The 23,369-nt window shown below is 65.8% G+C and carries 21 protein-coding genes; all 21 read left to right on the top strand.

Annotation, left to right across the window (positions count from 1 at the left end; translation table 11 throughout):
- Window positions 1-172: 172 nt before the first annotated feature.
- The 21 genes from GO707_RS08575 to atpC all read left to right on the top strand — a co-directional run bounded on the left by GO707_RS08575 (window position 173) and on the right by atpC (window position 22,854).
- Window positions 173-1,999 (top strand): FAD-binding protein, encoded by a 1,827-nt coding sequence (locus GO707_RS08575; protein ID WP_173113534.1) that lies wholly within the window; start codon window positions 173-175, stop codon window positions 1,997-1,999.
- A gap of 207 nt (window positions 2,000-2,206) precedes the next feature.
- Complete coding sequence (locus GO707_RS08580) at window positions 2,207-3,637, top strand: alanine/glycine:cation symporter family protein (RefSeq protein WP_157012799.1); 1,431 nt, start codon at window positions 2,207-2,209, stop codon at window positions 3,635-3,637.
- 267 nt (window positions 3,638-3,904) lie between these two features.
- A complete protein-coding gene (locus GO707_RS08585; RefSeq protein WP_157012800.1) occupies window positions 3,905-5,335 on the top strand; it encodes an alanine/glycine:cation symporter family protein in 1,431 nt (476 codons plus the stop codon).
- A gap of 361 nt (window positions 5,336-5,696) precedes the next feature.
- A complete protein-coding gene (locus GO707_RS08590) occupies window positions 5,697-7,034 on the top strand; it encodes an aminoacetone oxidase family FAD-binding enzyme (RefSeq protein ID WP_114540228.1) in 1,338 nt (445 codons plus the stop codon).
- A 158-nt stretch (window positions 7,035-7,192) separates the two neighbouring features.
- The gene (locus GO707_RS08595; protein ID WP_335878775.1) at window positions 7,193-8,854 is read left to right on the top strand and encodes an NAD(P)/FAD-dependent oxidoreductase; all 1,662 of its coding nucleotides are present in this window, start codon (window positions 7,193-7,195) and stop codon (window positions 8,852-8,854) included.
- Window positions 8,851-9,570, top strand: a complete 720-nt coding sequence (locus GO707_RS08600; protein WP_114540226.1) for an L-threonylcarbamoyladenylate synthase — start codon at window positions 8,851-8,853, stop codon at window positions 9,568-9,570. The genes GO707_RS08595 and GO707_RS08600 overlap by 4 nt, the downstream gene beginning before the upstream one ends.
- Window positions 9,567-10,607: an alpha/beta fold hydrolase gene (locus tag GO707_RS08605; RefSeq protein ID WP_114540225.1), complete on the top strand. Its 1,041-nt coding sequence runs from the start codon at window positions 9,567-9,569 to the stop codon at window positions 10,605-10,607. The genes GO707_RS08600 and GO707_RS08605 overlap by 4 nt, the downstream gene beginning before the upstream one ends.
- 191 nt (window positions 10,608-10,798) lie before the next feature.
- Window positions 10,799-12,289, top strand: coding sequence for a glycerol kinase GlpK (gene glpK / locus GO707_RS08610; protein ID WP_114540224.1), 1,491 nt, complete (start codon window positions 10,799-10,801; stop codon window positions 12,287-12,289).
- A 112-nt stretch (window positions 12,290-12,401) separates the two neighbouring features.
- A complete protein-coding gene (rpiB, locus tag GO707_RS08615) occupies window positions 12,402-12,836 on the top strand; it encodes a ribose 5-phosphate isomerase B (protein ID WP_022739592.1) in 435 nt (144 codons plus the stop codon).
- A 45-nt stretch (window positions 12,837-12,881) separates the two neighbouring features.
- Window positions 12,882-14,138: a serine hydroxymethyltransferase gene (gene glyA / locus GO707_RS08620; RefSeq protein WP_114540223.1), complete on the top strand. Its 1,257-nt coding sequence runs from the start codon at window positions 12,882-12,884 to the stop codon at window positions 14,136-14,138.
- Between the two features lie 156 nt (window positions 14,139-14,294).
- Window positions 14,295-14,936, top strand: coding sequence for a uracil phosphoribosyltransferase (gene upp / locus GO707_RS08625; protein ID WP_114540222.1), 642 nt, complete (start codon window positions 14,295-14,297; stop codon window positions 14,934-14,936).
- Between the two features lie 170 nt (window positions 14,937-15,106).
- Window positions 15,107-15,565: a deoxycytidylate deaminase gene (locus tag GO707_RS08630; protein ID WP_022739595.1), complete on the top strand. Its 459-nt coding sequence runs from the start codon at window positions 15,107-15,109 to the stop codon at window positions 15,563-15,565.
- Window positions 15,566-15,791: 226 nt separating this feature from the next.
- Window positions 15,792-16,076, top strand: coding sequence for a hypothetical protein (locus GO707_RS08635; RefSeq protein WP_114540221.1), 285 nt, complete (start codon window positions 15,792-15,794; stop codon window positions 16,074-16,076).
- Between the two features lie 13 nt (window positions 16,077-16,089).
- Window positions 16,090-16,863, top strand: a complete 774-nt coding sequence (gene atpB, locus GO707_RS08640; RefSeq protein WP_114540220.1) for a F0F1 ATP synthase subunit A — start codon at window positions 16,090-16,092, stop codon at window positions 16,861-16,863.
- Between the two features lie 157 nt (window positions 16,864-17,020).
- Entirely contained in the window at window positions 17,021-17,239 is a 219-nt protein-coding gene (gene atpE, locus GO707_RS08645) for an ATP synthase F0 subunit C (RefSeq protein ID WP_022739598.1), read from the top strand.
- A 54-nt stretch (window positions 17,240-17,293) separates the two neighbouring features.
- Complete coding sequence (gene atpF, locus GO707_RS08650; protein ID WP_022739599.1) at window positions 17,294-17,905, top strand: F0F1 ATP synthase subunit B; 612 nt, start codon at window positions 17,294-17,296, stop codon at window positions 17,903-17,905.
- On the top strand, window positions 17,895-18,473 hold the full coding sequence (gene atpH / locus GO707_RS08655) for an ATP synthase F1 subunit delta (protein ID WP_114540219.1): 579 nt from the start codon (window positions 17,895-17,897) through the stop codon (window positions 18,471-18,473). The genes atpF and atpH overlap by 11 nt, the downstream gene beginning before the upstream one ends.
- On the top strand, window positions 18,467-20,038 hold the full coding sequence (atpA, locus tag GO707_RS08660) for a F0F1 ATP synthase subunit alpha (protein ID WP_157012802.1): 1,572 nt from the start codon (window positions 18,467-18,469) through the stop codon (window positions 20,036-20,038). Before atpH ends, atpA begins: the two co-directional genes overlap by 7 nt.
- 12 nt (window positions 20,039-20,050) lie before the next feature.
- Window positions 20,051-20,980, top strand: coding sequence for an ATP synthase F1 subunit gamma (atpG, locus tag GO707_RS08665; protein WP_157012803.1), 930 nt, complete (start codon window positions 20,051-20,053; stop codon window positions 20,978-20,980).
- Window positions 20,981-22,426 (top strand): F0F1 ATP synthase subunit beta, encoded by a 1,446-nt coding sequence (gene atpD / locus GO707_RS08670; protein ID WP_114540216.1) that lies wholly within the window; start codon window positions 20,981-20,983, stop codon window positions 22,424-22,426.
- Window positions 22,426-22,854 (top strand): ATP synthase F1 subunit epsilon, encoded by a 429-nt coding sequence (gene atpC, locus GO707_RS08675; RefSeq protein ID WP_114540215.1) that lies wholly within the window; start codon window positions 22,426-22,428, stop codon window positions 22,852-22,854. Before atpD ends, atpC begins: the two co-directional genes overlap by 1 nt.
- Window positions 22,855-23,369 lie beyond the last annotated feature (515 nt).

Consider the following 23,369-nt stretch of genomic DNA (forward strand, 5'->3'; position numbering starts at 1 on the left):
TTGCGGGGAATGCGCGGCTCACCTTTTCGGGGGATGTTGGGAGGAGGCCGCAAATCCCACTAACGGTGTATGGCTCGACCTCTTTTAAGGTGCTTGACTGGTTCGCGGCCGCATGAGGCGGTCGCGAGAGGACAAGAGGTCGGCTGCGGTCGACCGAAAGGAGGGCTGGCTCATGACGAGCAGCGAAAAGAGCATAAGTCGGCGGAGCTTTCTGGGATTGACGGGCGCGGCCGCCACAATTACGGCGGCAGCCGGGCTGTACGGCTGTGCGCAGCCCGCCTCGTCTTCGGGCGGGAGCCTTGCGAGCACGAAGGGAAGCGCCGCCGGCCCCATCGAGGCCGTCTCCGCGCCGGCGTCCTGGGATGAGGAAGCCGATGTAGTCGTGGTGGGCACGGGCGGCGGCTTGGTCGCTGCAGCCTATGCCGCGCAAGCCGGCAAGAAGGTGGTCGTCTTGGAGAAGGCGAGCACCTGGGGCGGCAGCTCGAAGGAGACGGACAACTTCAGCGTCATGGGAACCAAGACCCAGCAGGCCATCTATCAAGGTCTTGCCGCCCAGATGAAGGCCGCCGGTCAGGACGAAGCGGCGGCGCAGTTCGAGCAGATGGGGGCGCTCGATCCCATGGTCATGCGCGCCCAATGGAAGGAAAAGTTCTACGTGAAGCCCAACGGCGGCGATGTGGGCGAGCTACCCAACGGCGAGGAGGGGCCGCGTGCTTGCGCTCCCATTCAGCCCATGCTCGAGACGCTGACCGCCTGCATTCCGGATGCCATTGACTACATGGGAGCCGTGGGCGTCTCCTGGGGCCCGGTGACCGAGTTCGGCAGCGCTGGTTTCGTTTCCGGCGTATGCCCCGAGGGCTCGGAGCAGGGGAGCCTTATCGCCCGCGCGAACTACACGGTGTTCGAAATCCTGTACAATTTCTGCCTCGATCAGGGTGCTGTATTCCATTTTCTCACGCCGGCCACGGCGCTCGTCGTCGAGGACGGCAGGGTTGTCGGCGTTCAGGCCACAGGCGACGTGTCGTTCGTGAAGGCCAACGATGGCGTGGTGTTGGCCACAGGGGGCATGACCTTCAATATGGATATGCTGGAGGAGTACGTCCCGCACGTTGCTCGCCGCTGCCTGAACTCCACGGCCGCCTCCACCGACGAGGGCGACGGCATTCGCATGGGCCTCGGCGTCGGCGGCACGATTTCGGGTTATGACTCCGCCTTTATTTTTGATGGAGGCGTCGACTGCGGCGCATGGGGCCGCTATCTATACAAAGGCGACGTCCAGTTCGCCCGTCAGCCGTGGATGCTCATCAACATCAAGGGTGATCGCGTCCCCTATTACCCGGTCACTACGCTCGGCTTTACCAAACAGGCCGGTGTCCATATGCACAATCCCGGCTGCGTGAGCTACGTGGTTTGCGACTCCCATTACGATGAGGTCATCAAGGGATGGGAGGCGGAAGGCAAGCAGCAGCTCATTTGCCGCAATCCCATCACGCGCGAGCATTGGGAAGCCGCGGGGGCTAACGTCGAGCGCATGGGCGACATGGTCGATGAGGACTACACCATCGGCATGCGCGAGGGAATCGAAGCGGGCTACATATTCGAGGCTGACACGATCGAGGAACTTGGTGAGGCGTTGGGCTTCGACGCCGACATCTTCTCCACGGCGGTGAAGAACTGGAACGAGCTGTGCGAAGCGGGTGTCGATGAGGTGTACAGCTACGCACCCGAATGGCTCAACAAGGTGCAAGACCCCCCGTTCTACGGCATGAAGGTGGGTGGTACGGTGCTGTCCACCATGTGCGGTTTGACCGTTGACACCAATATGCGGGTTCTTGATGAGAAGGCGCGGCCCATTGCGGGTCTTTATGCTGCTGGATGCACCATTGGCGGACTGGGCGGCGACAGCACCTATGGCGATTGCCGCAACCCCGGCGGCGGCGTGGCCATGGCTTGCGGTACGGCCTACCAAGCCGCACGGGCCATCTGCGGCGATATTTAGGCGGTAGCAACTTACGAGCCCTGGCGTTCTTGCGCCAGCGGATTGCCGAGAGCGGCGCGACCGGACTCCCTCCCCAAGGCTGTGCCGCTTTCGGCGCTTTGCGTCGGAGTCTTTCATTACCTGGCAAAGAGCTTGCGCTGTCCCTCACTTTGTTGACATTCGGCGCATTGCGCGCGGAAGGCCCCTCGATGCAGTACAATCGCACCTATGACTGAACTTCTTACAACCATCGACTCTGTCGTGTGGGGCCCGGCGATGATCGCGCTGTTGCTCGGCACGCACATCTACCTGACGTTCCGCACGGGGTTCATCCAGCGCAAGCTGCCCCAAGCCATCCGCATGTCGGTGCGCCGCGACCCGTCGGGCAAGGGGGACATCTCCAGCTTCGGAGCCCTGGCCACGGCGCTCGCCGCCACCATCGGCACCGGCTCCATCGTCGGCGTGGCGACGGCGCTGCTCGCCGGCGGCCCCGGCGCCATCTTCTGGATGTGGATCGCGGGCCTCTTCGGCATCGCCACCAAGTACGTCGAGACCTACGCCGCCGTGAAGTACCGCGTGCGCGATAAGTCCGGCGCCATGCTGGGCGGCGCCATGTTCGTGTGGAAGCGCGCCTTCGCGCGGCCGGACGGTAGCGTGCCGTGGTGGGCGACGCTGGGTGCCGTGTCCTTTGCTGCCTTCGCCGTCATCGCCACCATCGGAACGGGCTCGGCGGTGCAGGCGGCGGCCATCTCCGGCATCGTCACCTCGTCGGTGCCCGCCATTCCGGCCGTGGCCGTGGGCGTTGTGATCGTCGTGGCCGTGGCGGCGGTCATCTTCGGCGGCGTGAACTCCATCGCACGGGTGTGCGAGTGGCTCGTGCCTATCATGGCCGGCGCTTATGCGCTCGGCTGCCTCGTTATCATGGGCATGAACGCGCCGGTGCTGGGAGAGGCGGTGGGGCTCATCCTGGAGTGCGCCTTCACGCCGAAGGCGGCCTTTGGGGGCGCCGTGGGCTCGGGCCTGATTATGGCCCTGCAGTTCGGTTGCGCGCGAGGGCTCTTCTCCAACGAGTCCGGCCTGGGCACCGCCCCCATCGTGGCGGCTGCGGCCAAGACGAAGAACCCCGCCGACCAGGCGCTCATCTCCATGACCGGCGCGTTTTGGTCCACGGGCGTCATCTGCCTGCTCACGGGGCTCGTGCTCGTGTCCACCATGATCGTGCACCCCGAGATCGGCGAGGACATCTTGGCCAACCCCTCCATCTTCACCGGGGCCGCCCTCGCGAGCGCCGCCTTCGCCGAGATCCCCGTGTTCGGGACGCCGGTGCTCGTGCTCGGCATGTGCGCCTTCGCCTATTCCACCATCCTCGGCTGGTCCTATTACGGCAACCGCTGCGTGGCCTATCTGTTCGGGCCCCGCGGCATCAAGCCGTACCAGGTGATCTACGTGGCCGTGGCCTTCTTCGGCGCCATCGGGGTGGGGGACGTGGTGTGGACCATCTCGGACATCGGCAACGCGCTGATGGCCATTCCCAACATTATCGTCATCCTGCTGTTGTCGGGTATGATCGCCCGGGAGACCAGGCACTACGTCTACGATGGCAACCTCGACGAGGAGTACGGCGAGCCCGTGCCTCGCGTAAAGGGCTCGCAGCTTTAAGGAATGTGAGATCACTTTTCCTCTTTTTGTCCAGAAAGACCGAAAGTGCTCAGGATGCTGCCTGAGGCGTGTCGCCTGCGACGTACCGCTTGCGGGGAATTCTTCCATTGTTAACAAAAGCGCTTAACTTCTCCCTCTATAATGCGGCTACTTTAGCACGTTAAAGTGCGAAGGCCCGATGAGCGCGTCTCGCCTCGCCGGGACCGCCGCGCCGAGCCGCTGGCTTTAAAGTCCCGCCACATGGCTCACTGAGAGGAGAACCGCCACATGGACATGATCGTTGACGTCATCAACAGCATCGACGCCTTCGTTTGGGGGCCGCCGATGCTCGTGCTGCTGCTGGGGTCGCACATCTTTTTGACCTTCCGCACCGGCTTCATCCAGCGCAAGCTGCCCACGGCCATCAAGCTGTCGGTTACGAAGGACCCCGACGCTCCCGGCGACATCAGCCAGTTCGGCGCCTTGTGCACGGCGCTGTCGGCCACCATCGGCACCGGCAACATCGTCGGCGTGGGCACAGCCATCATCGCGGGCGGCCCGGGCGCGGTGTTCTGGATGTGGATCACCGGCGTGTTCGGCATTGCCACGAAGTACTCCGAGACCTTCGCCGCCGTGAAGTACCGCGTGAAGGACCACAACGGCGACATGCTCGGCGGTGCCATGTACGCGTGGAAGCGCGGCTTCACCGACAAGGACGGCAAGACGCCGTGGTGGGCGCTGCTCGGCGCCGGGGCCTTCGCCCTGTTCGCGGCCATCGCGTCCTTCGGCATCGGCTCGGCCGTGCAGTCCTCGGCCATGACTGAGGTCATCTCCACGAACCTGCCCGGCGTGCCCGCCTGGGGCATCGGGCTTGCCATCGTCATCATGGTGTTGGTCGTCATCTTCGGCGGCGTGAAGGTCATCTCGAATGTGTGCGAGAAGCTCGTGCCCTTCATGGCCATCGCCTACATCTGGGGCTGCGTTGTCATCCTCGGCATGAACTGGGAGTTCGTCTGGCCGGCCCTCTGCCTTATCGTGGAGAGCGCCTTCACGGCCAAGGCGGCCTTCGGCGGCGCGCTCGGCAGCGGCCTTATGCTGGCGCTGCAGTTCGGCTGCGCGCGTGGCCTGTTCTCCAACGAGTCGGGCCTGGGCTCGGCGCCCATCGTGGCCTCGGCGGCCTCCACGCGCAATCCGGCGCGCCAGGCGCTCGTGTCCATGACCGGCACCTTCTGGGACACCGTCATCATCTGCCTGCTCACCGGTCTCGTGCTCGTGTCCACCATGCTCGGCAACGCCGATCTGAACGCCGCGGTCATGGCCGGCGACATCAGCGCCGGCGCTCAGCTGTCCAGCGCGGCCTTCGCGAGCATCCCCTACATCGGCACGCCCATCCTCATCTTCGGTATGATTCTGTTCGCCTACTCCACTATCCTGGGCTGGTCCTACTATGGCAACCGCTGCGTCACCTACCTGTTCGGCAAGCGCGCCATCCGCCCCTACCAGGTGCTCTACGTGGTGGTGGCCTTCCTCGGCGCTATCGGCGTGGGCGAGGTGGTCTGGACGGTCTCCGACATCACCAACGCCCTTATGGCCATCCCGAACATCATCATGGTGCTGCTGCTCTCCGGACTCATCGCGAAGGAGACGCGCCATTATGTGTACGAGGGCAACCTCGACGAGCGCGACGAGGCCCCCATCCCGCAGCTGGACAGCAAGTAGGTTCTAGCGACATAGTGTGTCATGAGCGAGCGCCCTGCCATGCGGGGCGCTCGTGCTAGAATGGCCAGATGACCGACGGGCCGTAAGTCCTGAGCGCCAGGCGGTGCCTTCTTTTACGAAAGGAGGTGAATCGCTTGGACGTCTTCGTTTTCGTCGTGCGCCTGGCGACTGCAGTCGTTGGGTTGCTGAGGGAGGCGGTTGCGTTCTCCGAGACGCTCAGGAGGGGCCGACATAGGAAGGACCGCTAGCGCCAACTAGCGGTCCCGACTAAACGACGGTGCCGCCTGCACTCTACCTCAGGCTGGTCCGTTGGTCGTATTCTAGCATAGATCACAGCGGGAAGCGAGTGAACGGAAGCGGCGTGGGCGAAGCGAAAACGATTGCGATCATAGGCGGCGGGGCCTCCGGGCTGGCGGCAGCCGTGGCGGCTGGCGAGGCCGTGCGAGATGCGGAGGACGCGGCGCGGGTCGTCGTGTACGAGGCGTCCGACCGGGTGGGGCGCTCCATTCTGGCGACGGGCAACGGGCGGTGCAACTTCTCGAATGCCCGGCCTGGCGAGGGCGACTACCGCAACGCCGCATTCGTGAGGCGCGTGCTCTTGGAATTCGAGGGGCAGGCGCACGGGCACGTCCCGTCCCAGGCCAAGACGAGCACTGCCTATCCGAACGGCGTGCTGGGGTTCTTCTCCGATCACGGGCTCATGTGGCGCGAGGAAGGGGAGGGGCGCCTGTACCCGCTGGCGAACAAGGCCGCCTCGGTGCTCGACTGCCTGCGGGCGGCCTGCGCTGCGGCGGGGGTGGAAGAGCGCGTGGAATGCGAGGTCGCGGCCGTGGAGCCGCCGCGCGCTGAGGGAGGCCCGTTCACGCTGCGTCTGGCCGACGGGCGCTTCGAGCGGGCCGACGCGGTCATCGTGGCCGTGGGCGGTTCAGTCGCGCGCGGGCTTCTGCCCGAGGGCGTTCCCTTCCGCGAGCCGGAGCCGACGCTGGGCCCGCTGGCCACCGAGCCGCGCTGGCCGCGCCGCCTCGACAATATCCGCGTGCGCGGGGCGCTGGAACTGTGGCGCCCCGGCGAGGAGACGCCGCCCGAGGAGCGCGGCCGCCACGGCTATCCGATGGGCACCCACGAGGGCGAGCGCTTGGCGTCCCGCGAGGTGGGCGAGGTGATGTTCCGCAAGTACGGCGTCTCGGGCATCGCCGCTTTCAACCTGAGCCGCCTGGCTGAACCCGGCGACGTGCTCGCCGTGGATTTCGTGCCCTGGGTGCGCCTGTGCGACATGGAGGCGTTCCTCAACCGGCGCCGCAAGATGCTGCGCGCCTCGCTCGGGCACGATGTGACGTGGGACGATATGCTGCGCGGCATGGTGCTCGCGCCGGTGGCCGATGTGCTGTTGGAAGCGGCGGCGCTGGACGGGGCGCGCCCCGTGGCGAAGGGGGAGACGGTGCGTATGGCGCCGGTGCTGAAGGGTCTGCGCCTGCCCGTGACGGGGCTCGGCGACGTGAAGCAGTGCCAGGTGCACCGCGGGGGCGTGAGCGTCCGGGCGGTGGACGACCGCACCTGCGAGGTGCGCCGCGTGCCAGGGCTCTACGTTGTCGGCGAGGCGCTGGACGTGGATGCGGCGTGCGGTGGCTTCAACCTGCATTGGGCTTGGGCCTCGGGGCTGCTCGCCGGCTGGTCGGCAGCTGAAAGGTTACGCGCATGATTCAGGCTTCCAATGTTCCGGTTTCTCTTGATGCTCTCCTGCCAAAAAACGAATCGCTCTTCCGCCGAGAAATCGCGCGGGCGCTCGGGGTGAAGGGGAGTGCGCTTGTTGAGGTGAAGCTGCTCAAGCGGTCGATCGATGCGCGGAAGAAGTCGAATGTGCACGGGGTCGTGACCGTGGCGGTTGAGTTGGCGGAAGGCGCTGCGCCGCGGTCGGCGAAGGGCGTGGCGGTCAAGGCCTACGAACCTGCTGCGCCTCTTTCGATACCGCGCGTGGAGCCGACCGGGCTGCGTCCCGTGGTGGTCGGGGCAGGGCCGGCGGGGCTGTTCTGCGCGCTGTATCTGGCCCGCGCCGGGTTGCAGCCGCTCGTGGTGGAGCGCGGGACTTCCGTGGATGAGCGCGTGGCCGTCGTCGAGGCCTTCAATGCCGGTGCCCCGCTCGATGAGCGCACGAATATCCAGTTCGGTGAGGGCGGTGCGGGCACGTTTTCCGACGGCAAGCTGAACACGGGCATCAAATCGCCCCATATCCGCCATGTGCTGGAGACCTTCGTGGAGGCCGGCGCGCCGACGGACATCCTCGTGGACGCCAAGCCTCATATCGGCACCGACCTGCTCGTCGACGTCGTGCGCAACCTGCGTCGGGCCATCGAGGAGGCCGGGGGAGAGGTGCGGTTCCTTACGCGCCTTGATGGGTTGGTGCTTGCGGGCGAGGGCGTTGCCGAATCGAGCGTCGCCGATGCTTCGAAGGGGGCCGGCCGCGAAGATGACGAGCCGCGCATCGCCGCCGTTCGCCTTGTCGACGAGCGCACGGGCGCGGAGGAGGTCTTCGCGACCGATTGCATCGTGCTGGCCTGCGGGCACTCCGCCCGCGACACCTTCCAAATGGTGCGCGAGGCCGGCGCGGCCATGGCCCGCAAGCCCTTCGCCGTAGGTGTGCGCATCGAGCATCCCCAGGCCCTCGTGAACGAGGCCCAGTACGGCCCGGCCGCTGGTCATCCGGCCCTCGGCGCGGCCGACTACAAGCTGGCGGTGAAGACCGCCGACGGCCGGGGTGTCTACAGTTTCTGCATGTGCCCGGGCGGGGAGGTGGTGGCCGCCGCCAGCGAGGAGGGGCTCCTTTGCGTGAACGGTATGAGTCGCCACGCCCGCGCCGGGGCCAACGCCAACGCCGCCCTGCTCGTGGAAGTGCGTCCCGACGACCTGCCCGGCGACGATTCGCTGGAGGGAGTGGCCTTCCAGCGCCAGTTGGAACGGGATGCGTATCTTCTCGGGCGCGGGCTGACGGCCGACGATGCGGAAGGTGCCGACATCTCTTCGGAATCCGGCGGCGCGCCCATGCCGCCCTATACAGCCCCGGCCCAAACGGTCGGCGACTTCCTCGCGCACACCGCCGGCACGCCGAGCGCCACGGTGACGCCCACCTATCCGCGCGGCGTGGCCTGGTGCGACCTGCGCGGCTGCCTTCCGTCGTTCGTGGCCGACGCCCTCGCCGAGGCGCTGCCAGCCTTGGGTCGCAAGCTGCACGGTTTCGCCGATGCCGGCGCCGTCATGACCGCCGTGGAGGCCCGCAGCTCGAGTCCCGTGCGCATCGTGCGCGACGACCGTTTCCAGTCGAACATCGCCGGCCTGTACCCCTGCGGCGAGGGCGCGGGCTACGCCGGTGGCATCACGAGCGCCGCCGTGGACGGCCTGCGCGTGGCCGAGGCCATCGTCGCCGCACGACTTTCTGAAGCCGAAGCGCCCGCGTTCCGCAACGAAACCGCATCGGTGCAACCGGTGTCGGGCGAGATCGCTTCTTGCGAGGAGGGGAGCCGATGAGCGATTGCCCGTTCGATGGCGCTTGCCATCTGCTCTCAAAGGAAGAGGCCGTCCGTGCCCTGGCCGCCGGCGATGCCGTCGTCTTCCCGACCGACACTGTTTTCGGCCTGGGCATCTCCGTGAGCGCGGCCGCAGGTCCGCAGCTCCTCTACGACCTGAAGCGCCGCGACGCGGGCAAGCCCGTGGCGTGGCTTGTGGAAGGCCCCGAGGCGCTGGATGTCTACGGAGAGGACGTTCCCGCCTATGCCCGTCGCCTCGCCGAGGCCTTCTGGCCCGGCGGCCTCACGCTCGTGGTTCGCGCCTCCGATGCTGTTCCCCCCGCCTTCCAATCGCCCGCGGGCACAATCGGCTTGCGCATGCCCGCCAGCGAGGTGGCCCTCGGGCTCATCCGCGCCGCCGGCTGTCCTCTGGCCGTCACCTCGGCCAACCTCTCCGGCGCCTCCGATACGGCCCGCGTCGAAGACCTCGATCGCGCGTTGGTGGCCCGCACGGCCGGCCTCTACCTGCTCGGCGACGCCGTTGCGGCCGCTAGCATTGCCCCCGATCTCGCCGAAGCCGCCCCTTCCGCATCCGCATGCTACGCGACGAGCGATCAACCGGTGCCGTCTCCCGCGTCCGGTACCGCCTCCACCGTGCTAGACTGCACCGGCGAGGCCCCCCGCGTCCTGCGGGCGGGCACGCTTACCCTGGAAGATCTGAAAGGATGTTTGCCATGAGTCGAAACGACGAGGCGGCTGCCCGCGTTGGCGGGGCGGTCGCCGGTACCGCCGCGACCGCCGGTCGCACCGAGTTCGCCTTCGATTCCGCCGACGGGAAAAGCCAAGTCCGCGCCGTCCTCTGGGTGCCCCTGACCATGGAGCGCACGGATTCGGCCTCCGGCGAGCCCGAGCTCGGCTGCTTCAAGCCGCGCGGCGTCGTGCAGCTCATCCACGGCATGGCCGAGCACATCGACCGCTACGACGACTTCGCCCGCTTCCTCGCCGACGCGGGCTATCTCGTGGCCGGCCACGACCACATCGGTCACGGCGATACGGCCGGCGCGCCCGAGCGTCGCGGCGTGATCGATGCCGAGGGCGGCGCCGACGCCATGATCGAGGACGCGCAGATGCTGCGCCTGCTCGTCTCCCAGCAGGTGGCGTCCGGCACGCCGTACTTCATCTTCGGGCATTCCATGGGCTCGCTCGTGCTGCGCAGCTATCTGCCGCGCTACGGGTCGGGCCTTGCCGGCGCCATCATCTGCGGCACGGCCAACGAGCCTGTCGCCGTCTCCCGCGCCGGCAACCTGGCCGCCCGGGCCATCGCCCGCGTGCGCGGCGACGACTACCGCAGCAAGCTTCTGCACGCCCTCGCCGACGGCGCCTACAGCCGCGCCATCACAGACGCCCGCACCCCCTTCGACTGGCTCTCCCGCGATCCGGCCGTGGCCGACGCCTTCATGGCCGACGAGGCGTGCGGTTTCATGTTCGGCGCCGGCGCCTACGCCGCCTTAACCGAGCTGGCCTGGCGCGCCAATGCTCCCGCCACCTACCGCGACACGCCCCACGATCTGCCGCTCCTCTTCGTGTCCGGCGATGCCGACCCCGTCGGCAAGTGCGGTAAGAGCGTCGCAGCTGCCGCCGAGTCCATGGAATCCGCCGGCGCCGAGGACCTCACCCTCCGCCTGTTCCCCGGCATGCGCCACGAAATCTTGAACGAGCTCGGCAAGCAAGAAGTCTACGATTTCATTCTGAACTGGATAAACTCACACAACTGAGGCAGAGTTTAGCGGGATGCGGGGTGCCGCTCACCAAGCGAGTTCCGCAGATGGTATCGAAGGCGCAGCGATACTGGGAAAGATGAGCCCTGACGCCTTCGATACCAACGAGGACTGTCTGAGCGACTGAGCGGTACCCCGCAGCCCGCCCCCGAGGAGCCGCAGCAAGAGCAAGAAGAGGAGAAGCGAACATGAAGAAGTACATCATCGCGCTGGATCAGGGCACCACCTCTTCCCGCGCCATGCTCATCGACCGCGCCGGCTGCCCCGTCGCCTCGGTGCAACGGCCCTTCCCCCAGATCTACCCCCAGCCCGGCTGGGTCGAGCACGACCCCCAGGACATCCTCTCCTCGCAGCTGGGCGCCTTAACCGAGCTCATCATGTCCGCGAACGTGGATACCGCCGACATCGATTCCATCGGCATTACCAACCAGCGCGAGACCACCATCGTGTGGGACCGCACCACCGGCGAGCCCATCATGAACGCCATCGTCTGGCAGTGCCGCCGCACGGCGCCCATGGTGGAGGCCATCGCGAGCGACCCGGCGACCGCGGCCGAGATCACCGCGCGCACGGGCCTCGTGCCCGACGCCTACTTCTCCGCCAGCAAGCTCGCCTGGATCTTGGGTGAGGTGCCCGGCGCCCGTGCCCGCGCCGAGGCGGGGGAGCTCTGCTTCGGCACCGTGGACAGCTGGCTCATTTGGAAGCTCACCGACGGGGCCGTGCACGCCACGGACGTGACCAATGCGAGCCGGACCATGCTCTACAACATCCACGAGAGGCGCTGGGATCCCTTCCTGCTTAAGCTCTTCGGCATTCCCGAGGCCATTCTTCCCGAGGTGCGCCCCTCTTCCGGCAGCTTCGGCATAACGGCGAACCCGGGGCTCGTCCAGGGCATCCCCATCTGCGGCGTGGCGGGCGACCAGCAGGCGGCGCTCTTCGGCCAGTGCTGCTTCCATGCGGGCCAGGCGAAGAACACCTACGGCACCGGCTGCTTTCTGCTCATGCACACCGGGCACGAGGCCTGCGCGAGCGAGCACGGGCTCGTGACCACGGTGGCGGCCTCGGCCCCCAACGCGGGGGACACCGAGTACGCGCTCGAGGGCAGTGTGTTCATGGCCGGCGCCCTCATCCAGTGGCTCCGCGACGAGCTCGGCATCATCGACAGCGTCGCCGAAACCGACGCCATCGCTCGCAGTGTGGCCACGACCGACGGCGTCTTCGTCGTGCCCGCGTTCACGGGCCTGGGCGCCCCCTGGTGGGATGCCGACGCCCGCGGTGCCATTTTGGGTCTCACCCGCGGCGCCGGGCGTGCCCACATCGTGCGGGCGGCTCTGGAGTCGATCGCCTACCAGGTGTGCGACTTGGCCCGCGCCATGGCCGAGGACGCGCGCATGCCGCTTTCGGTGCTGAACGTCGATGGGGGAGCGGCGGCCAACGACTTCCTCATGCAGTTCCAAGCCGACATGCTCGGCGCGCCCCTGCGCCGCCCCGACAACGCCGAGACCACCGCTCTCGGCGCCGCCTACCTGGCCGGTCTTTCCACGGGCTTCTGGAAAAGCACCGAGGAGCTGGCGGCCCTGCGCGAAGGCGAAGACCGCTTCCTGCCCACCTTCGACGAGCCGATGCGCGCCGCCCGCCTCGCCGCCTGGCACGAGGCCGTCTCCCGCGTCCGCAGCTAGGACTTCGCCCGTCTCTCCCGATTTGGTGCGGAAAGCGTGAGCGAGGGGGCGCGGGGGCACTCGAGCGCCTACAATAGGCCTCAAGGCATTCGCGACGGAAAGGAAGTGGCCCATGCGCGTGAGCATCGGAAGCGACCACGCCGGCTTCGAGCAGAAGCAGGCCCTGGTGGATTACCTGGTGGGGAAGGGGTACGACGTCATCGACCGCGGCCCCGACAACGATGATCGCGTCGATTACCCCGACTATGCGGCCCCCGTGGCCCACGATGTGGCCGACGGTGTCGCCGAGCGCGGCGTGCTCGTGTGCGGCACGGGCATCGGCATGGCCATGGCCGCCGACAAGGTGCCCGGCGTGCGTGCCGCCAACATCATCAACTCCGAGTTCGCCGCCTTGTGCCGCGAGCACAACGATGCGAACGTCATCACCCTTTCCGGCCGCTTCGTGCCGCTCGAGGAGAACGAGCGCATCCTCGACACCTTCTTCGCCACCGACTTCGGCGGCGGCCGCCACGCCGGCCGCGTTCAGAAGATAATGGAACTAGATTAGAGAAGACCAGGGAAGCTCAGAGAGGATTAGCAAAGGAGACAATAGATGGCTTTGGAATTTCTCGCCGCTGAAGATCCGCAGGTGACCGACTGCCTGCGCCAAGAACTCGCCCGCCAGCGGGGGAGTGTGGAGCTCATCGCGTCGGAGAACTTCACCTCCCGCGCCGTCATGGAGGCCGTGGGCAGTGTGCTCACCAACAAGTACGCCGAAGGGTACCCCGGCAAGCGCTACTACGGCGGCTGCGAGAAGGTCGACATGGTGGAGGACCTTGCCCGCGACCGCGCCTGCGAGCTGTACGGCGCGAAGTACGCCAACGTGCAGCCCCATTCCGGTGCCAGCGCGAACTTCGGCGCGTATCTTTCCATCATCGAGCCCGGCGACACGGTGCTCGGCATGAGCCTCGACCATGGCGGCCATCTCACCCACGGCAGCCCCGTGAACTTCTCCGGTCTTCTGTACAACATCGTCTCCTACGGCGTGAACCCCGAGACCGAGACCATCGACTACGACGAGCTCGAGCGCATCGCGAAGGAGTGCCGCCCGAAGGTCATCGTCGGCGGCGCCTCGGCCTACCCGCGCTTCATCGACTTCGAGCGCATGGCAAACATCGCCCATGAGGTGGGCGCCTACCTCATGGTGGACATGGCCCACATCGCCGGCCTTGTGGCCGCGGGGCTGCACCCGAGCCCGGTGCCGCACGCCGACATCGTCACCTCCACGAGCCACAAGACCCTGCGCGGCCCGCGCGGCGGCTTCATCCTCACCAACAGTGACGAGCTGGGCCCGAAGATCAACAAGGCCATCTTCCCCGGCGCCCAGGGAGGACCTCTCATGCACGTCATCGCCGGCAAGGCCGTGGCCTTCGGCGAGGCGCTGCGCCCCGATTACCGTGTTTATATGGAGCACGTGGTGGAGAATTGCCGCACCCTCGGCGAGGGCATGACCGACGGCGGCCTGCGCCTCGTCTCCGGGGGCACCGACAATCACCTGTGTCTCGTGGATCTCACGGCCTCCGACATCACCGGCAAGGACGCCGAGAAGCTTTTGGAATCCGTGGGCCTTACGGTGAACAAGAACTCCATCCCCAACGAGCAGCGCTCTCCCTTCGTGACGAGCGGCATCCGCGTGGGCTCCGCGGCCGCCACCACCCGTGGCTTCACCGCCGAGGACTTCTACGAGATTGGCCAGCTCATCGCGACCACGGTGTTCAACGCCACCGACGACGCCAAGCTCGCCGACGTGCGTCGCCGCGTAGACGCCCTGCTGGAAGCCCACCCCCTGTACCCGGGCTTGGAGTACTAAAAGCAGCAGAGGTTGTGCAGGTGCGGGGGCGGACGGGGCCTCCGCGCGCAGGTTGCGCAGCGACTGGAACAGTCCAGTGGACTGTTCCACAAAGCGAGCCATTGCTTGAGCATGGAGGCCCCGTCCGCCCCCGCACCGGACGAAAGGAACTAAACTATGGAATGGAACGACCGCGTTGTCGTCCTCGATCATCCCATCGTGCAGCACAAGCTGGCCATCCTGCGCGACAAGCACACCCCTTCCAACGAGTTCCGCGATGTCGTGCGCGAGCTCTCGCTGTTCGAGACCTACGAGGCCACCCGCGACTTGCCGCTGACCAACGTGTTCATCCAAACGCCCATCGCACCCTTCGATGCCAAGCAGATCACCGGACGGAAGGTGGCCTTCGTGCCCATTTTGCGTGCGGGCCTCGGCATGGTGGACGGAGCGCTGGAGGTTATCCCCCGGGCCCGCGTGGGGCATCTGGGCATGCAGCGCAACGAGGAGACCCACGAGCCCGAAAGCTACTACGACAAGCTGCCCCGCGACATCGCGAGCCGCCGCGTCTACGTGCTCGATCCCATGCTCGCCACCGGCGGCTCCGCCGAGGCGGCCGTCAAGTACCTGCGCGAGGCGGGCGTGTCGGGCACCATTCGCTTTCTGTGCCTCGTCTCGGCCCCAGAGGGCATCGAGCGTCTGCTCGCCGCCGACGATGATCTCATCATCTACACCTGCGCCATCGACGACGGCCTCAACGAGAACGCCTATATCGTCCCCGGCCTCGGCGACGCCGGCGACCGCATCTTCGGAACCGAGTAATCTGACCGGATTGATTTCGGCAAAGGCTGAGCAGGCACGGGGGATGGCGGGGGTCTCCGCGCGCAGGTTGCGCAGCGAACGGAACAGCCCAGTGGGCTGTTCCGCCGAGCGAGCCATTGCTTGAGCACGGAGGCCCCCGCCATCCCCCGCGCCGGACGAAAGGAACAACCATGGCAGAAGATAACCGTCCCAGCTGGGACGAGTACTTCATGAAGATGGCCAACGACGTGGCCACCCGCACCACCTGCCTGCGCCGCGGCGTCGGCGCCGTCATCGTGAAGGATCGCCGCATCCTGGCCACGGGCTACAACGGCGTGCCCACCGGCCTTACCCACTGCAGTGAGACTGGATGTTTGCGCGAGCAGCTGGGCGTGCCGAGCGGCCAGCGTCACGAGATCTGCCGCGGTTTGCACGCCGAGCAGAACGCCATCATCCAAGCGGCCCGCTACGGCATCAACATCGCCGGCGCCACCATCTACGTGAACACGCAGCCCTGCGTCGTGTGCGCCAAGATGCTCATCAACGCCGGCATCACCGAGATCGTCTACCAGAACCCGTATCCCGACGAGCTGTCCCAGGAGCTTTTGGCCGAGTCCGGCATCCTCGTTCGCGAGTACACTGGGGAGTAGATCAGGGGAAAGGCGGCGGCTGTGGCCAGGAGCACCCCGATGACCTCTGTTTTCGTGCACCTGCACAAATTTTCCCTGCTCAGAAGGGAGAGCCGCCGCCGCGCTCTTTTCACCGCTCACCCAGAAATCGGCCAAATCGCTCAGCTTTTGTAGACGAGCCATTATCATATACGGCGGTTTACATTGGGTATACAAGCGCGCGCAAGCGCCCCGACGGAAGCAGGTTATGGTACTGGCAATAGCACTCGGTGCGGCAGCGGGAATCGTGGGGTTTGCACCCCTCGTGTTCGGTTTGCATCGGGTGAAGCACATGACGGACGCGGGCAATCTGGGGCACATGGGCGTGCTCATGCTGTGCCTGCTCTTCTCATTCGTCCTCATGTTCGCCTTCGCCATCCTCTGCATCAACGTCAACCGGGATGCCGCGCTGCCCTTTGTCCTGTCGGAAGCCGGTGCCCTGTCCGTCACCGCCATTGTGTTCGGCGTGACGAAACTGGCACGGAAAAGCTAGGAAAGGTTGATACGTGGACGCTCTTTCAACGCTCTCTGAAGAGGTACCTCATCTTCAGGCATCCTTCGATCCCACCGTGGTTTTCGGCGGAGTCACCCAGTACATTTTGTGGATGGTCATCTGCTGGATCATCACGCTGGTGCTGATCCTCGTCGTGGGCCGCAAGCTCACGCTCATCCCGACGAACAAGTTCGTCAACACCGTTGAGTACGGCTACCAGTTCGTGCGCAACGACATGGGCGAGGGCATCATCGGCCACGGCTTCAAGAAGCACGTGCCCTTCCTCGCCACGCTGTTCTTCTTCATCCTCATCTCGAACTTCGTGGGTCTCATCCCCGGCTGCAAGACGCCGACGGGCACCATCTCGGTGACCTGGGCGCTCGCCACCATCTCGTTTATCTACTTCAACGTCTGGGGCATCAAGGCCAAGGGCGGCCTGGGCTACCTGAAGTCCTTCGCCCCGGCGGGCCTGCCGAAGGTCATGGTGCCGATCATCTGGTTTTTGGAGCTCATCTCCACCTGCATCCGCTGGCTCACGCTCGCCGTCCGACTTTACGGCAACATGTTCGCCGGCCACATGGTGCTGGGCATCTTCGCCCTGGCCTCCAGCGTGTTCCTCACCTGCGGCATCCAGGCCATCGACCCGCTGACCGGCGTGCTGTCGCTGCCCTGGTTCCTGCTGCTCATCGCCATGTACGCCCTGGAGACGCTGGTGGCGTTCCTTCAGGCCTACGTGTTCACAGTGCTCTCCGCGGTCTACGTCCAGATCGCCACGAGCGCCCACTAGGAACCGTTCCCGCGCGCCGCGCCACGCGTCCGCGCACCTCGGGGCCCGTCGCGCCCCACCCCCCCATCTGGGTTAAGCCGGCTCCTCCAAAGCCGGAAACCATAATCCGTAAGTGTTTTTGGGAAACAGGCTCAAAAACGACCTAAAGGAGGAAACTGTGGAAACTGTATTCGTCATTGCTGCGCTGAAGCTCGTCGGCTATGGCCTGGCCACCATCGGCCCCGGCCTCGGCATCGGCATCGCCTGCTACGGCTGCTGCGTGGGCACCGCCCGCCAGCCCGAGGTGGGTGGCCGTCTGTTCACGAACTTCATCATCGGTGCCGCTCTGGCCGAGGCCCTGGCCCTCATCGGCTTCGTTCTCGCCTTCATCCTCTAGTTCTAGTCTTAACCGGTTGTTAGAGCCGTCATAAGGCTGGAAGGAGGAATGCACGTGAAGACAAGAGCGAACAAAGCAGTTGCGAAGGTCGCCTTCGGCGCCCTGGCACTCAACGCTGCTTTCCCGGCGCTCGCGTTCGCTGCTGAGGCGGAACAGGAGGGCGGCATCTCCGCCATCCTCCCGGACATGGCGGAGTTCATCCCCATGCTCATCGCCTTCATCATCCTCTGGATCATTCTCGCGAAGTTCGGCTGGCCGATGTTTGCCGGCATGCTGGAGAAGCGCGAGAACACCATCCGCGAGGCCCTGAAGAAGTCTGAGGAAGCTCAGATCGAGAGCGAGCGCGTGCTGGCTGAGTACAACAAGCAGCTGGCCGACGCCAAGGCCCAGTCCGCGCAGATCATCGCCGACGCCCGCTCGGTGGGCGAGGCCGTCAAGGCGGACATCACCGCCCAGGCCCAGACCGAGGCCGCCGACATGATCGCGAAGGCCAAGGCCGCCATCGAGGCCGAGAAGAAGCAGGCCATCTCCGAGCTGCAGGCCACCGTGGCCGACACCTCGGTCGATGTGGCCGCGCGCCTGATCGGCGAGGATCTCACCGAGGGTGAGCACCGCGCCATCATCGAGCGCTACGTCAAAGAGGCGGGTAGTTTCAATGGCAACTAATCGTCTCGTCGTGAAAGAGGAAGTCGCGGTTTACGCATCGGTGCTCTTCGATGCCGCCCATACCGCCGGCGGCCAGGAGGCTGTGCTTGAGGTGCGCGAGCAGATGGGCGAGATCATCCGCCTCATGCGCGCCGACCTCGAGCTCACCCAGAGCCTGTCGAACCCGGACTTCACCCCCGCCCAGCGCAAGGAGCTGGTGGAAGGCGTCTTCGCCGACTGCCATCTGGCGCTGCGCGAGGTGCTCGCGGTCATGGCCGAGCGCGGCCAGGCGGACCTGCTGCCGCGGGTCTATGACGCGTACCGCGAGCTGCTGGGCGACAAGCTGGGCATTTGCGTGGTCGACGTGACCACCGCCGTGCCGCTCGACGACGGACTGCGCCAACTCATTACGGAAAAAGCCGAGGCCGATCTGGGGCGGCGCGCGGTGCTGCGCGAGCGCATCGACACGTCCATCCTGGGCGGCATCATCATGGATGTTGACGGCAACTACATTGACGCGAGCATGATCTCGCAGCTCAATCGCGCCCGCAACGTCCTCAAGGACACAACAGATGGAGGTGAATGCTAGTGACTGAAATCACCGCACAGTCCATCGACGAGGCGCTGAAGAAGCAGCTGGAGCAGCTGAACGTCAGCGTCGAGTCTCGCGAAGTGGGCACGGTCATCCAGGTCGGCGACGGCATTGCGCGCGTCGACGGCCTGCGCGATGCCATGGCCGGCGAGCTGCTCGAGTTCATCGGAGAGGGCGGCAAGACCGTGTACGGCCTGGCCCAGAACCTCGAAGAGGACGAGGTCGGCGCCGTGCTTCTGGGTGACGTCACCGCAATCAAGGAGAACGACCAGGTCCGCACGACCGGCCGTATCGTGGAGGTTCCCGCCGGCAAGGCCATGCTCGGCCGCGTGGTGAACCCGCTGGGCCAGCCCATCGACGGCAAGGGCCCCATCAAGGCCGAGGGCACGCGCCCGGTGGAGTTCAAGGCTCCCGGCGTTATCTCTCGCCAGCCCGTGAACGAGCCGATGCAGACCGGTATTCTGGCCATCGACTCCATGGTGCCGATCGGCCGCGGCCAGCGCGAGCTCATCATCGGCGACCGCCAGACTGGCAAGACGGCTATCGCCATCGACGCCATCATCAACCAAAAAGATCAGGACATGATCTGCATCTACGTCGCCATCGGCCAGAAGGCCTCCACGGTGGCCGGCGTGGTGGAGACGCTCGAGCGCCATGGCGCCATGAAGAACACCATCATCGTGGCCGCCACCGCCTCCGACTCCGCCCCTCTGCAGTACATCGCGCCGATGGCCGGCGCCGCCATGGGCGAGTACTTCGTCTACAACGGCGAGGACGGCAAGCCCGCGGGCCCCGAGAACAAGGGCCGCGCCGTGCTCATCGTCTACGATGACCTGTCCAAGCAGGCCGTGGCCTACCGCCAGATGTCGCTGACCCTGCGCCGCCCGCCGGGACGCGAGGCCTACCCGGGCGACGTGTTCTACCTGCACTCCCGTCTGCTGGAGCGCGCGGTCAAGATGTCCGACGAGAACGGCGGCGGCTCCATGACGGCCCTGCCGATCATCGAGACCCAGGCCGGCGACGTGTCCGCCTACATTCCGACCAACGTGATCTCCATCACCGACGGTCAGATCTTCCTGCAGACCGACCTGTTCTTCCAGGGCCAGCGCCCGGCAGTCGACGTGGGCATCTCGGTGTCCCGCGTGGGCGGCTCCGCGCAGATCAAGGCCATGAAGCAGGTGGCCGGCTCTCTGCGTCTGGACCTCGCCAGCTACCGCGAGCTGCAGGCCTTCACCCAGTTCGGCAGCGATCTGGACAAGGCCACCCAGGACCAGCTGACCCGCGGTTCGCACATGACCGAGCTTCTGAAGCAGGGCCGCTACAACCCGATGCCCGTGGCCGAGCAGGTCATCGCCATCTTCGCCGGCAACCAGGGTTTCCTGGACGACCTGCCGCTGGATGCCGTCGTGCGCTTCCGCACCGAGATGCTCGCCTCCATCCGCGCCTCCAAGCCGGAGATCATCGAGACGATCAACACGGAGAAGAAGCTGACCGACGCGACCGAGACCGCCCTGAAGGAGGCCATCGCCGCCTTCAAGCAGTCCTTCGACGCCGCAGCGTAAGGTAGGTAGACCATGCCCAACCTACATGACATCGAACGGCGAATCAAATCCGTCAACTCGACGAAGCAGATCACGCGCACCATGGAAATGGTCGCCGCTGCCAAGATTCGCCGTGCTTCGGAGCGCGTCGAGAGCGCGCTTCCTTGGGCGGTCGCCATCTCAGACATGCTCATCAGCACGGCAAAGTACGCCCATCTGGACAACGAGCCGCTGCTGCAGGTCCACGACGAGGTGAAGCGGGTGCTCATCGTAGCCGTCACCTCCGACCGCGGGCTTGCCGGCGGCTTCAACACCAACGTGCTTCGCTATGTGGAGAAGCTCACGAAGGAAAAGCAGCGGGAAGGCGCCGAGGTCGAGGTGGCCGCCTGTGGCAAGAAGGCCATAGGATACTTCACCTACCGCGGCATCGATCCGGTGTTCTCCTTCGCGGGATACTCGGCCGACCCGGAGTTCTCCCAGGCCGCCGAGTTGTCCGGCTACGTGATGTCTGCCTACGCCGAGGGCAAGCTCGACGAGGTGTTCATCGTGTACAACCACGCGAAGAACGCCGCCGAGCAGACCTTGGTGGAGCAGCAGGTGCTGCCGGTCAAGGAGGAGTCCTACGCGGATCTTCTGGGCCTTACGGCCAAGCAGGAGGACATCTTCAAGTCCTTCCGCGAACGGGACGATTCCGCCATCCCGGGCGACATCGACTTCGAGCCGAGCACGGAGTCGGTCATGTCCTACATGATGAACGCCTACCTGAACAACGCGTTCTACTACGCGATGCTCGATTCCGCAGTGGGCGAACAAGGCGCCCGCCGCAACGCGATGAAATCGGCTACCGACAACGCGAACGAGATGGTCTCCACCCTGGAGCGCGTGTACAACACCGTGCGCCAGGGCGCCATTACCACGGAGATCACCGAGATCGTCGGCGGTGCCGCAGCTTTGGAGGATTAAATGGCTGATAACACTTCTACTGAAGCGGCCAAGGGAGGCGCGACCGGACGTATCGTCCGTATCGTCGGCGCCGTTGTGGATGTGGAGTTCCCGGCAGACGCCATGCCGGCCATCTACAACGCCCTGACCGTGAAGGCACAAACCCCTTCGGGCGAAGTGTCCACCGTGCTCGAGGTGCAGACGCACCTGCCCGGTGACATCGTCCGTACCGTCGCTATGACGTCCACCGACGGCATGGTGCGCGGCCTGGAGGCCACCGACACTGGCTCTCCCATCATGATGCCCGTGGGCCAGGCGACCCTCGGCCGCATCTGGAACGTGCTGGGCGAGCCTGTCGACGGCAAGCCCATGCCCGCCGACGTCGAGTGGCGCCCGATCCATCATCCGGCCCCGCCGTTCGACACCCTGGTCACCTCCACGGAGACCTTCGAGACCGGCATCAAGGTCGTCGACCTCATCGAGCCTTACGTCAAGGGCGGCAAGACCGGCCTGTTCGGCGGCGCCGGCGTGGGCAAGACGGTCTGCATCCAGGAGCTCATCAACAACCTGGCCCAGGAGCACGGCGGCACGTCGGTGTTCACGGGCGTGGGCGAGCGCACCCGCGAGGGTACCGACCTGTACCTGGAGATGACCGACTCCGGCGTTATCGAGAAGACCTGCCTGGTCTACGGCCAGATGAACGAGCCTCCGGGAGCCCGTCTGCGCGTGGGCCTCGCCGGCCTGACCGAGGCGGAGTACTTCCGCGATCAGGGCCAGGACGTGCTGTTGTTCATCGACAACATCTTCCGTTTCACCCAGGCCGGCTCCGAGGTGTCCGCTCTGCTCGGTCGTATGCCCTCTGCCGTAGGCTACCAGCCGACGCTGGCCACCGAGATGGGCGATTTGCAGGAGCGCATCTGCTCCACGCAGACCGGCTCCATCACCTCCGTGCAGGCCGTGTACGTGCCCGCCGACGACCTGACCGACCCGGCCCCGGCCACCACGTTCACCCACTTGGACGCCAAGACCGTTCTGTCCCGCTCCATCGCCGAGCTGGGCATCTACCCGGCCGTGGATCCGCTGGAGTCCACCTCCCGCGCGCTGGATCCCGAGATCGTGGGCCAGGAGCACTACGACGTGGCCATGGGCGTGCAGCAGATCCTGCAGCAGTACAAGGACCTGCAGGATATCATCGCCATTCTGGGTATGGACGAGCTGTCCGAGGATCAGAAGCTGACCGTGAACCGCGCCCGTAAGGTGCAGAAGTTCCTGGGCCAGCCGTTCCATGTGGCCGAGGTCTTCACGGGCCTGCCCGGCGTGTACGTGAAGGTCGAGGATACCGTGCGCTCCTTCAAGGAGATTCTCGATGGCAAGTGCGACCACATTCCGGAGCAGTGCTTCGTGAACAAGGGCGCCATCGAGCAGGTGTACGAGGCCTACGACGCCATGCAGAAGGAAGGTAACTAATGGCCTCCATGGGCTGCATCGTGGCTCTTCCCGACAAGGCCCTGTTCCAGGGCGAGATCACCTACGCCAACATCCCGGGCACCGACGGCTACTTCGGCGTGCTGCCCGGGCACGAGCTGACGGTGTCGCTGAACCGCGAGGGCGGCCTGGTGACGCTGACCATCGACGATAACGAGAAGCGCGAGTTCCTCGTGATGGGCGGTGCCACCTCCGTGCTCGACGACAAGGTGACGGTGCTGGCCCGTTTCGGTACGGCCGTCGAGGATATCGACGCCGAGGCCGTGCGCGCCGAGGCCGACGAGTGCAAGAGTGCCATCGCCGAGCTGGAGCAGAAGAACGATCCCCAGGATCAGGCCACGCTTATGACCTGGCAGAAGAAGCTCGAGTGGTGCGAGGCCCAGCTTGCGCACGTAGGCCAGGCCGCGTAAGGCCCAGCCGAGCCAAGAAAGGGAGCCGCGACACGCGCAGCCCCAAATTTTGAGCCTGTTTCGAGAGGCGCCCACCCCGGGCGCCTCTCGTCGTTTAACTACGAAACCGACTTCGCTTCATGTCCGACGTACGAAACCGACTTCGCTTCATGCTCAGCGGCTTTTCCCTACGCTCGAGCGAGTCGGAATTTTTCGGAGCCTTCCCAACGGCCACCCCTCCCAGTCAACGAACCCCCCCGTTTTTGCATGAAATCTCGAGTTGTTAGCGTCTAGGGCCGCTGCGCGAGAAGACCGGGAAGATGCGCGCCAAATGCGCTCTCGTAAAATACGAGGTCAGGATCTTGCTCCCAAGAGATAGCTCCGAGCTCACCGTTCAGGTGCACTCCCGAGGGGGGTGCGGACAGTTACTTGGACAGCGGCCTACGCCGCCAGCCCCAACCGCCTCCTGCGGTTGTCTATCGTATCGTAGACGGTCCTGCCGCCCTCCCGGAAGGCCTTTAGACGGACGGTCGAGT

This window comes from Adlercreutzia rubneri, assembly GCF_009755265.1.
In the GTDB taxonomy this organism is placed as follows: Bacteria; Actinomycetota; Coriobacteriia; order Coriobacteriales; family Eggerthellaceae; genus Adlercreutzia; species Adlercreutzia rubneri.